Origin of the sequence: Exiguobacterium sp. s34 (genome assembly GCF_018617435.1) — a bacterium.
GTDB classification, from domain to species: Bacteria; Bacillota; Bacilli; order Exiguobacteriales; family Exiguobacteriaceae; genus Exiguobacterium; species Exiguobacterium aestuarii.
The window spans coordinates 46,716-56,972 of sequence record NZ_JACSKE010000008.1; the positions used below are offsets into that span (position 1 = coordinate 46,716).

13 protein-coding genes are annotated in these 10,257 nt (G+C 42.4%); 2 read left to right on the forward strand and 11 right to left on the reverse strand.

Translation table 11 applies throughout. The features are described from left to right. Window positions 1-15: 15 nt before the first annotated feature. The 9 genes from KNO87_RS14470 to terL all read right to left on the reverse strand — a co-directional run bounded on the left by KNO87_RS14470 (window position 16) and on the right by terL (window position 7,436). Window positions 16-456, reverse strand: coding sequence for a hypothetical protein (locus KNO87_RS14470; RefSeq protein WP_214796577.1), 441 nt, complete (start codon window positions 454-456; stop codon window positions 16-18). Continuing rightward, window positions 456-788: a hypothetical protein gene (locus tag KNO87_RS14475; protein WP_214796579.1), complete on the reverse strand. Its 333-nt coding sequence runs from the start codon at window positions 786-788 to the stop codon at window positions 456-458. The genes KNO87_RS14470 and KNO87_RS14475 overlap by 1 nt, the downstream gene beginning before the upstream one ends. A gap of 2 nt (window positions 789-790) precedes the next feature. After that, entirely contained in the window at window positions 791-1,186 is a 396-nt protein-coding gene (locus KNO87_RS14480; RefSeq protein ID WP_214796581.1) for a hypothetical protein, read from the reverse strand. 13 nt (window positions 1,187-1,199) lie between these two features. Continuing rightward, window positions 1,200-1,427 carry a hypothetical protein gene (locus KNO87_RS14485; RefSeq protein WP_214796583.1) on the reverse strand — a complete coding sequence of 76 codons (228 nt, stop codon included), beginning with the start codon at window positions 1,425-1,427 and terminating at the stop codon, window positions 1,200-1,202. 85 nt (window positions 1,428-1,512) lie between these two features. Continuing rightward, window positions 1,513-2,385 carry a major capsid protein gene (locus KNO87_RS14490; RefSeq protein WP_214796585.1) on the reverse strand — a complete coding sequence of 291 codons (873 nt, stop codon included), beginning with the start codon at window positions 2,383-2,385 and terminating at the stop codon, window positions 1,513-1,515. An 82-nt stretch (window positions 2,386-2,467) separates the two neighbouring features. Then, window positions 2,468-3,073 carry a hypothetical protein gene (locus KNO87_RS14495; protein ID WP_214796588.1) on the reverse strand — a complete coding sequence of 202 codons (606 nt, stop codon included), beginning with the start codon at window positions 3,071-3,073 and terminating at the stop codon, window positions 2,468-2,470. A 140-nt stretch (window positions 3,074-3,213) separates the two neighbouring features. Then, entirely contained in the window at window positions 3,214-4,125 is a 912-nt protein-coding gene (locus KNO87_RS14500; protein ID WP_214796590.1) for a phage minor capsid protein, read from the reverse strand. Between the two features lie 12 nt (window positions 4,126-4,137). Beyond that, complete coding sequence (locus KNO87_RS14505; RefSeq protein ID WP_214796592.1) at window positions 4,138-5,643, reverse strand: phage portal protein; 1,506 nt, start codon at window positions 5,641-5,643, stop codon at window positions 4,138-4,140. Between the two features lie 50 nt (window positions 5,644-5,693). Next, a complete protein-coding gene (terL, locus tag KNO87_RS14510; protein WP_214796593.1) occupies window positions 5,694-7,436 on the reverse strand; it encodes a phage terminase large subunit in 1,743 nt (580 codons plus the stop codon). Window positions 7,437-7,611: 175 nt separating this feature from the next. Between terL and KNO87_RS14515 the strand changes: the two genes are divergently transcribed. Further along, on the forward strand, window positions 7,612-8,646 hold the full coding sequence (locus KNO87_RS14515) for a hypothetical protein (RefSeq protein WP_214796595.1): 1,035 nt from the start codon (window positions 7,612-7,614) through the stop codon (window positions 8,644-8,646). Beyond that, window positions 8,633-9,097 (forward strand): hypothetical protein, encoded by a 465-nt coding sequence (locus tag KNO87_RS14520; protein ID WP_214796597.1) that lies wholly within the window; start codon window positions 8,633-8,635, stop codon window positions 9,095-9,097. Before KNO87_RS14515 ends, KNO87_RS14520 begins: the two co-directional genes overlap by 14 nt. Window positions 9,098-9,289: 192 nt before the next feature. On the opposite strand, the gene KNO87_RS14525 is transcribed toward KNO87_RS14520, so the two are convergent. Then, window positions 9,290-9,613, reverse strand: a complete 324-nt coding sequence (locus KNO87_RS14525; RefSeq protein WP_214796599.1) for a DUF3846 domain-containing protein — start codon at window positions 9,611-9,613, stop codon at window positions 9,290-9,292. Between the two features lie 79 nt (window positions 9,614-9,692). Further along, on the reverse strand, window positions 9,693-10,257 hold a 565-nt coding region (locus KNO87_RS14530; RefSeq protein WP_214814838.1), incomplete at its 5' end, for a hypothetical protein.

A 10,257-nucleotide genomic window follows, 5' to 3' on the forward strand; every position in this document is an offset into this window, starting at 1 on the left:
TACTACCGGAAAACGTTAATTCGTCGCACTTTTGATAGCATTTTTGATTTCTTTACTCATATGATTCTTATAAGTCGCCTGTTCGCCCTCAAAAGTACCGGCAAGGAAGCGGCGTCCTACCGGATAGACACGCCCCGACATTCCTTTACCGCCCGATTTAGCTTGACTTCCTTCACCTAAGTTATAGAAACCTTCGTGCATTTTTAACGCATAGTTGAATCCATTCTTAGCCAAAGCCGCATATGAAACTTGACCGCTAACTTTGTTGCCGGAAGCGGTGACTTTTTTTGCCCACGAATCCTGCAAGATACCTTTGTCAATCGGTGTAGCCCCGGAAGACGCCTTAACCAAATTGTCTACAATATCGTTCATTGCACGTTCTGAATTACTTTGAACCTTACGTGTGATTTTAGCGGTGTTATCAACTTTCATCTTTATGTCAAATCTAACCCCCATTAGAACAACACCCTTGTATGAATAATAGTTCCGCCTAGATCTCGTAAGTATTCAATTTTCTTTGCCTTATACTCTCTACCGTCAACTTCGAGAATATCCGGCGGAAGTGATTCACCTTCTCGTACAATCGGAACGTTACCTAAGAAGATGACCGCCCCCGTATAAACAAGTTCATCACCACGGCTTGCCGCAATTTTCTTTTCTTCAATGTCGTAATCGACACGGACACGATAGAATGTATCTTGCCCGTTGGGGTTTACCGTTCCCCATTCGTCAAGTTCGGAACGCCGCACAATAACCGTTTGATTCAAAGGTAAAAACCCCAAAGACATAATTAAAACCCTCTCTTAGCGTATTTCGGATTTGTCCGGTGTCGGTATGTGTCCGAAACCTTCAAATCATAGCGACCGATTCGCCGCCCTAACAATCTGATAACGTCCGGTGCAATCGAACGGTCAATTTGTGAAAGGGAAATCGAAGTGCCGCTAACACTGATTGACGTTACGCCCTGTTCCGCACGTCGGAAAGAATCGTCAATTTGTAATAACCACAACGCTTGATACGCCACCGCTTCTGCCGGGATTGTATCTTCATCATATTGACCGTAGTAATTCAATAAACGGATCAAAGCGTTATTGACTGCCTTCTGCTTCTTTGCTTCGTCTGCTGAATCCCACAAATCAGAAAATAGAATGTTAGCGTTGATGAATGTTCTTACTTGTTCAAGCACCGTTCATCACCTCTTATTCTTTGTCTTTTGTAGCCGCCGGTTTACGTTTTCGTGTCGTCTGCTTCTTAGGTGCTTCCTCTTTTGAAACTTCTTTTTCAACTTTAGGTTTCTCCACCGTGTAGCCCAAACGTTCGAACACTTCGACTAATGCTTCGTCCTCAAATTTACCTACGCCCATTGAGAATTTAACCCCTGCCCGTGTTCCTGCGAATCCTCGTCCTTTTGTCTTTACTGTGTACATGAAATTACCCCCATTGTGTTTTTAGATACAAAAAAAGTGGGGTACGGGAAACTAATCCCATACCCCGTTAATCACCTTTATTTAATTAGACTGCCGCCGCCGGTGCGAGTACGTCCGTAAGACGTGCCGCCGCTTTCGGATTGAACATTGCAAGACCGCAATAGAACTCAATACGAGTACGGAAGACCGGAAGTGTATCAAGTTCGCCCAAGTCACGAACGTTCACGCCGCCGTTTGTAAGTCCTGCAACGTATTGCATAGCACCGAACTTAACTGCGTAAATGTCGCCTTGTGGAAGAACAAGTTCTGATACAGTACGGATTTGAACGTCACCGAACATTTCTACTGTACGACCAAATTCATCTTTACCAACTTGAATATAGTGCGTTTGTCCTTCAAGTGCCTTTTGAAGTTCACGACGAACTTTCTTAGACATGAACATAACGTCCGCACCGCCGATAACTGCGTCAAGTAATTCATGAAGCTTGTCGATAAGCTTGTCGCCTTCTGTAAACTTGATTTCTTGTTCTGTTCCTGCAAGACGAACGTCCAAACCGTCAAACGATTTAGAATCCGTAGCCGAATCACCTTTGAAGAAACCTTGTGTGTACGTGTTAGCAACTGCCTTCGCTTTCATTTCTGTTTGAATAGCACGAATGTTGTTTACGTCACCTTTCGTTTGAACTACGAAGCGGTCAACGTCTACGTCACCACCGAGAATTACGAGTCCTTCGACACGTTGTTCGATAGTACCTTCGTTAGCCGTGTACCCTTCATTTACATCACGGAACGCAACTGTTGGAAGTGCTGTTTCAAGATTGTACTTGTATGAGTTACCCGACACTTCCATAAACGGAAGCATTTCCATTACCGCCGATTCACGGGCGATTGTTTCAATAACACCTGCTTGAAGCGTATCTTCGCTATACAAACGGGCTTGTGCCAATGTTAAAGCCATTATGTTTCCACCTCTTCAATAAATTTTTGTAATTAAAAAAGCACCCACCGTTTCCGGTAAGTGCTATTCGCTAAAATGTTTGTTATTTTCGACCGTAGCCCATCAAAAGTTTTTCCATAGCTGACATAGTAGATGTGTCACGCTTCGAATCTGATTTAGGATTCGTTCGTTTTCCGATTTCTACTTCGTCCGTTTTCGCTTTAAGAATCCCTTTTGCTTCCGCTTTAGAAATCCAATCAAGTTTTGCTTCCGGCGTTAAGTTCGACGGAATAAGATCGTGATAATCTTCCGGGATAGTTGAAAGCTTCGATTCGACCATTGAGTTAATCAACGTTTCAAGTTCTGTTGCACGTTCTTGATATGCAAGAAGTGATTCCGCTTCTTTAGCTTTTTCATGATAAAGCTTTTCATACTCTCCACGCTTTTCTGCTTCCTCTTTCTCTTTAGCAATTCGTGCTTGTTCTTGTTCTTCACGTTCTTTCATGATTTGTGAAAGTTGTGATTCCATTTCCTTGTACTTCGTATTCACTTCATCGAAACGTGATTTAGGGATCATGTTTTCTTTTGATTCCTGTTTTGGTGTTTCTTTGCTACCGCCGTCCGTGCCGCCGTCGCCGCCTTCCGGGTTAGATGATTCTGCGAAATACTGCAAGTTCAATTCAAGTGGTAAACGATTCTTAACTGACATAAATATTTTCCCCTTCCCTACTTCGTTTTTTACGTGCAACGCCACGATAGGTTATTAAGTAAAGCAAGTTACACCGATAATAGCGGCATAACTTGTTTCTACGTATTAGCCCCACTGACCAACCTTTATACAAGTAAAACTTACGAATTGTTATAATTTTCTGTCAATTTACGTGAAACTTCTCTTTCTTCATCACTTAGAAGCGATGTATCACGAATCGGGTAGATTGTGTGTTTACAGTTCGGGTGGAAGATTGCGTTACCTTTACGTAGTTCCGACAATGTAGGATAACCATTCGTTGCCCCGTTCATACTGATAATCATTCCTTCGTAGCGGCTACAAGCGTCCTTTGCACCGTGTGAACTGATTACTGCTAAATCAACCCCACGTTCTGCCGCTTCGTTTCGGATTCCTTCAAAACGTGCGTGTTTGTATTTCGTCCGAACAACCAATTCTACGTAGCGGTTTAATTCCCACTTACGCCCTTTGCGGTCAACAATTCCTACGAAACCTTCTTCTTTCACCGTCTTAGAAAAGCCCTTCTTCGTAAGTTCTTCCGCAATGTTCGATTTCATAACGGCTAGTCCGTTTTGCCGTGCCATATCTAGCCGCATTTTTTCTGCGACTGTTTGCCGCACGATCCGTTTGATTCGCCGTGACGTTAGATTCGTAGCGGAAAGAAGGTCATCGAAGGTATCTGCAATGATTGCGTCAACCGCTTCTTTTGCTAACAAAGAAAAGGCGACACCTTCCGCCGCTTCCGAAATGGTTTTAAAATCCCCCACGGAATAAGCAAGTGCCGCTTGTCCTTCTTGATAGCTTTGTAAAATGCCCTCTTCAATTGTTTGTTGAACCGTAACATTCAAATCACGTAGAATCACGTCCACTTGTCGAAGTAACGAAGCTTGTTGATTAATCTTAATAGCGTCGCTTCCGGTTTCGACGTGCTTCAATAGTTCAACGATAATTAAATCCCTTGCCTTAGCATAATAAGACGTGATTTTTTTCACGTCTTTATCATACTTAGGTTCGGGAACTTTTCTGACTGACATTTAAAAGCCCCCTTATTCTTCGACTTCCTCTACCACTTCGTCCGTGGTTTCCTCGACTTCCTCTTCCTCATTGAAGATCGACGGTGAAGCGAATGACGACATAGAAGATTCTTGTTCTTCTTTGATTCGTTCAAGTTCTGCTTCTGCCTGTTCTTCCGTAAGACCGTCAAGATACATCAACCCGGCTTTCTGCGACATAGTAACCGCACCGCCTGTACGAGTTGCAACAATGTTAGCTTGTTCCATTTCATCTTTTGGCAATCCGTCACGGAACTTGATAACCGGTGTGAAGTATTCGTAATCTGCTTTTCCTACTGCCTTTTCAAGCATTTGTGCAAGCATAAATACTGACTTCAAACCTTTGTTGAAATACTGCCGCTTCCGGTTTACCTTTGCCAACAAACTATTCATACGCCACTTAATAGCAAGCCCCGAACTTCCCGACGTACCCGAATCACCTTTACCGATAGCAACTTCCGGCACTTCCGCTACAACAAGAATGTATTGCACCAACTTATCAAGTTCCATAAATGCGTCTGAAAGTTTCCCGTCCCATGTGATATATTCCGGGATTACGTCGTCTTTACCGTTCACTTCAAATACTTTATCCATACCAACACGGAACGTAGGGTTTCCGTCAACGTCTTCTTGAAGACTGCCATACGGAACGGCTAGTGCCGGGTCACTATGTTTATCGAGAATCGAAGCGATCTGCGACAATCGGTTATTGATTTCATCGAGAAGTGGACGCAATTCTGTAATGTCGTCGATACCTTCCCAAGCGTCATCTACGGAATAGTTCGGTACGTGTACGACAAGCGGCATAGGAACGCCCGTATTGACCGAGTAACGTTCTTCCGGGTATTCTGCCGTAATCTTAAAGCTAACTACTTCCCCGTCCATATTGTAGTTAATAGGACGCATTTCAAACTTAGAATATTCGATGTAACCGGCGTAATGTGATTCGACAATCAAATCCCAAAGTTCTTTAGATTTATCCGGTTGATGTGGTACGGCGATATGATAAGCAACAATCTTGTTTGCGTCGCCTACTGCCGTTTCCGGGAAAACATATTCTGCGTTCTGTCGTTCGATGATGACACGGTACGGATCAAACTCTTTTGGTAAGTCGCCGCCGTGTTCCTGTCCGTATCGAACTTTATAGAAAGCGTCGCCACGATATGCGTTAGACAACGCCATTTCGTAGTTCACAATAGATAAGTCGTTCTTCTCCGCCCATTCGTCCATACGTTCTTGTTCCGTTGAGTTGTCACCCTTACCGGCACTATAAGAAGCGTCTTCTCCGAAAAGAAAATCTGCTGATTTCTTTGCAATCAACGAAGGGAAGTTGACTGATACATAAAGCATATTCTTTTGTTCATGCGTCAACGTCTTATCGTGTTGTCTGAAAATATCCCAATGATTCCCCATAAATAGTTTTTTGTTTTCTTTGTATCGAGTGATACGGCTTTCATGTTCCACCGGCGGAAAATATTCGCCCCGTGCAAAATAAGTCATTAATCTGTTCCCCCTTGAATCTCATTATTCAAAAATAAAACCCCCGAAGCTTAAAGCCCCGAAGGTTTTCTGTAATATGTCCGGCGGCGGTTAGCCCCCATCAAGTCAACGCAAGACGCTAAAGCGTCCGGCAAGTCGTCGTTGTCGTGGTTCAAGAACTGTTGTAATTGTTCCGTCAACAAACGCTGATTTTGCTTCATGCGAATTGTTCCATTCTCAAACAATGGTTCTAACTGCATGATTCGTTCTTCTTTCTTGCCCCGTGGATTGACCGCCTTAAAGCGTGTCTTGTAGAATCCTTTCTTCGTGGCGTTTTCTTTCAACTGCCGGAACATATCGTACTGTGCTTGTACGGTTTCGACACCGAAGATCTTATGTTCATACTCAAGCACCTTTTGTTCCGCTACTCGTAATGCTTCGTGCATAGGACACTTCTTCGCCCATGCGTCCAAAACATAAATAACGCCGGTACGTCTATCACGCCCAAGCGTCACGATTGCGTTATAGTCACTGTTTGCGTTCTTACCTACCGCAATATCCCAAAAGCCGAATACATCAAGCGGAAGGAATCTGCCGTTAGCGTCAAATAAATCTTTATCGTCGTACCAAAGGAAGTATGAACTTTTGAATACCGCCGTTTCGTCGTCAATCGGTTTATTCAAGAACTCACTACCGAACGCCCGTGAACCGATATTGACTTTTTCCATCATCAATTTGTAATAAGGGAAGCGATCATTCCAAAGTGTTTTTGCCCCTCTATCCATTTCTTCTTTATTGTCTTCATAGAAGCGGATAGCGTCTTCTAAACGATTCTCATTATCTTGATTGCGGTAAATCTCTTCGTACTCATTCCACAAATCCTGCCGTTCCGGTTCTTCGACAATTGCAGAAAACATTTTCCCGTCGAAGTCCGCCCGTTTCAATACCGACGGAAGCAAGCCCGTAGCATGAACCAACGTTCCCATGTAAACAAAGGCGGTTCGTTGTACATCACCCATAGGCATAACAACTTTGTTAAACCACTCTTCGTTTTTAGTTCTTAATTCCAAAGTGTTGGTATTTTTGGAAGATTCTAGGTCATCGAGAATGACCAAATCGGGGCGAAATGATTTGTACCTACTGCCTCGCAATTGACCCCCGATAGAGGACGCTTGTACAAAACAACCGTTTACGGTTTCGAATGAATCTGCATTATCTTTTAAATCTTTGTGTGCGACGTTTCCGACTAATTCCCCAAAGTCCGCCCGTAATTTTTGGTTAAATTTCAGTTGGTCATTTACCCATTCCAAAAACTTCCGTGACATTGATAGTGTTTCTGATACAATGATGATGTATCGTCGCAAACCGAAGACTAACTGATGAACCGGGAACATATTTGATAGATACGCTGATTTAGCGTGACCCCGTGGAACAGACCACGCAAGCCGCTTCGTGATTTCATCGTTTGAAAGCACGTTCAAATGGTTTGCTAATGTGTGGTGAAAGTCCGGGGCGTCATCAATTGTTACCCCTGCCGGAATAATGTTGCCTTCATTTTCCGGGTTTCGTTCATCTGAAAAATATTCGTACATGAAAAACAAAGTGTCTTCATGTGATCTTGTAACCCGTGTTAAGTATTCTAAGCGTTCTTTTAATTCGGGAAGGGTTTCGATTAAAAACTCGTCTACCTCTTCGCCGCTTCGCATTTTTAAAAGCACGTCTTTTAACACGGCTTGAAGTCGCACTTTTTCGCTATTCAATTCTTCAATGCTTTTACCTTTTACGGTAGGCGTAAGACGTACAACCTTATCCAACCGGAAACTACCCCCTTTTTTCGCTTTACTTTTTATACGGATTACCGTAAAATCTATTATTAGATAATCCTTTTCTAAGTAATAGGCGTTCTACAAAGGGTTCTTACAAGTTTTTCAGACCAATATATAAAGGTCTTCCGGCACACTAAAATACAAACACAAAGGGGAATTTATCGTGCAAACTATCAACCTTATTTATGACGACATAGAGGTACTAACAAGCGGAAAGAACTTCATTCAATTACCGAATGAGGTGTTTTTGTTCATGCGTAAGCTTTCAGACGCAAACATTTTGTCAATGGAACGGATCACTTTAGCTTTTGACATTCTCACGTACAAGCATGATGAAAAAAACCCGTACCCTTCACATGAACTACTCGCTGAAAAGTTCGAAGTTTCGAAACGTGCCGTAACACAAGCGGTAAGCGATATTGTAAAATGTGGTTTGTTCATCAACGAAAAAGGTAAATACGAAGGTTTAGACAAGCGTAAGAATACATACAATGTTGCACCGCTTTTAAACTTGTTGGGGCGTTTCGTAGAAGACGTTCGGGCAGGAAAGAAAGTAAACATTGTTCAAATGTTTAAAGATGTTGTGTCGGGAAAATCAAAAGCTAAAAAGAACGAAGCACCAAAGCCCGTTCCAAATGAAAAACCGATCCTGTTTAGTGACGAAGTAGAAGCCGCACTTACACTTGTTTCAGAAGAACGTCAAAAGGTACTACGTCCGATTGTTAATAAACAGTTAAAACAGTTACCGGAAGGCGTGATTATTGATAAGATTCAAGTAATCAATGATAAGTGTACCGACGATTCTAAGTTATATGCTTACGCTAACACTATTTTCCGTAATGCCCTAAACGGTAATGCGTCTAAGACGTACAAAAACGCCCCTAAGAAGCCCGAAGGCGGAAACGTAGAGTTCGGTATCACAAAAGCCGTAGAAGCTGACAGGGAAGCACACAAGACGTATGAAGAACTATCTAAGAAGTTGCAAACCGAATATGTAGACGTTGCCGCATACTTTGAACAAGATACAGGCGTCACCCTATCGACAACAAGCAAGAACATTCTTGATATTGAAATTCAAGTTGAACAATGGTTAAAAGATAAGACTTCGGAACACGGTAGTTATGAAGCCGTGGTTGAAAAATCTAACGCCGTCTTTATGGATATGTTGAAAGGGGTAATTCCAAATGAACAAAGCTAAGTTTCATACGGACGAACAAGTTTTTCACAAAGCAATGGTTGCCCGGAAGTGGTTGAATGACATTCCGGGAACTGCTATCCCACTTGTGCCAATTAAAAATGATGAAATTACAATACTGTTGTACGAAGAATTTTATGATTTCTTCCGTGTCTATCATAAGTTGCCGCTAATTGAAGCACGTTATGAACCTTTAGAAGAAATGATGAAAGACTATTTAGCGGAACTATTGACGTATGACAAGATTGATTCTCCTACGTATAGTGCGACGTTCGACATATTAGATCTTATTGCATTTCATCAACGCCTAGCGTATATCGACAATACCGAATACGACACACAAATTTATGAAGCCCGTCGCCGTGCGGCGGTTGATAAGTTTGAAGTGAATTACAATAACCACATAGAACGTATGAAGAAGAGTAAAGGGGATTCATACCTTAAAGCCCTATAATTATTGTTCACATATCTTGTGATTGTTAATGCTTCTCTATTATTTAATAGATATAGTTATATGGTTATTGTTATATGGTTATTGTTACACCCCAAATCTTGTGGTAGATAGACCACATAACTTGTGGTTAATAACTCACTAACTTGTGATAAATAAATAAAAAAGCAGGGGCGTAACTGCCCCTACTCTTCGTTATTTAGAAACCTTGTGTGCGAGAACGTAACCAATTAGCCCGGTTAATTCATCGTCGGATAGATCCACAAATTCGCCGCCTTCTGTTTTTGTAATCACGCAATTACCGGCGATGTAATCACCCTGTATAGCGAAGTTGGGCGACAACTCTTTCAGTTTCCCCTCTTCGTCACAAAGAACCAAAAGATCCCGGCGGTCATAGAAAATCGGTGCGGTTTCAATATAAGCCCCGTTCATTAATTCCTTTGCCTTCTCAAACGTCATATTGTCCGCATACGGCGTTTCTCCTACCTTACATACCAATGCCCTAAATGTACTTTCCAAAGCAATGTACCCCCTTTTCTGTTCGTTTAAATACATATTACAGTAATACGAATTATATAGCAACAAAAAACGTGAGGATTTACCCCACGTTCTCAAAGTGTGTGCCGCAATCGCCGCATACAATATTCACTTCCGGTTTAGTCGAACGAACGATTTGACCGCACCCACATTCCCATTTCCACGTTGTCTTTTTCTTTTGTGCTTTCATTCCCGTGAAGTCTGTCCGGGCAATTGTGAAAGCTGATTCATCAATTTGAAGTGCCGCAATTAATTCCTTTGTGTGATCCGTCAAGTTCGGTTTGTTCCACCCGTTCTTTTCACACGGTGTTGTCATTACAGTGTATTCCATTCCGTGAAGTTCACATTGTTGTTTGAACCGCTTGTTGTGGTACGTGTAGCCCCGTGAAGTGTCTTTGATTCCGTTCAATGCGTTGTGAAGGTGAACCATTTCATGAAGCAATGTAGTAGCGGTTTCGAGGAACGGGCGGTTAATGTGTTCGCTTGCCATTCCGATTTCATGAACTTCTACTTCTTCACCTTTCCAAATTGCGTCTACCGAACACCAACCGTAAGCGTTCTTGTTGTTCTTAGATTCGATTGTGATTGCCGGTGTTGGAAGTTCGCCGCCGAAGATGTGATTGTTA

What these genes read in the sequence shown, in the direction of transcription:
- KNO87_RS14470 (WP_214796577.1), bottom strand. Translation starts at nt 456, where the DNA reads ATGGGGGTTAGATTTGACATAAAGATGAAAGTTGATAACACCGCTAAA.
- KNO87_RS14475 (WP_214796579.1), bottom strand. Translation starts at nt 788, where the DNA reads ATGTCTTTGGGGTTTTTACCTTTGAATCAAACGGTTATTGTGCGGCGT.
- KNO87_RS14485 (WP_214796583.1), bottom strand. Translation starts at nt 1,427, where the DNA reads ATGTACACAGTAAAGACAAAAGGACGAGGATTCGCAGGAACACGGGCA.
- KNO87_RS14490 (WP_214796585.1), bottom strand. Translation starts at nt 2,385, where the DNA reads ATGGCTTTAACATTGGCACAAGCCCGTTTGTATAGCGAAGATACGCTT.
- KNO87_RS14495 (WP_214796588.1), bottom strand. Translation starts at nt 3,073, where the DNA reads ATGTCAGTTAAGAATCGTTTACCACTTGAATTGAACTTGCAGTATTTC.
- KNO87_RS14500 (WP_214796590.1), bottom strand. Translation starts at nt 4,125, where the DNA reads ATGTCAGTCAGAAAAGTTCCCGAACCTAAGTATGATAAAGACGTGAAA.
- KNO87_RS14505 (WP_214796592.1), bottom strand. Translation starts at nt 5,643, where the DNA reads ATGACTTATTTTGCACGGGGCGAATATTTTCCGCCGGTGGAACATGAA.
- KNO87_RS14520 (WP_214796597.1), top strand. Translation starts at nt 8,633, where the DNA reads ATGAACAAAGCTAAGTTTCATACGGACGAACAAGTTTTTCACAAAGCA.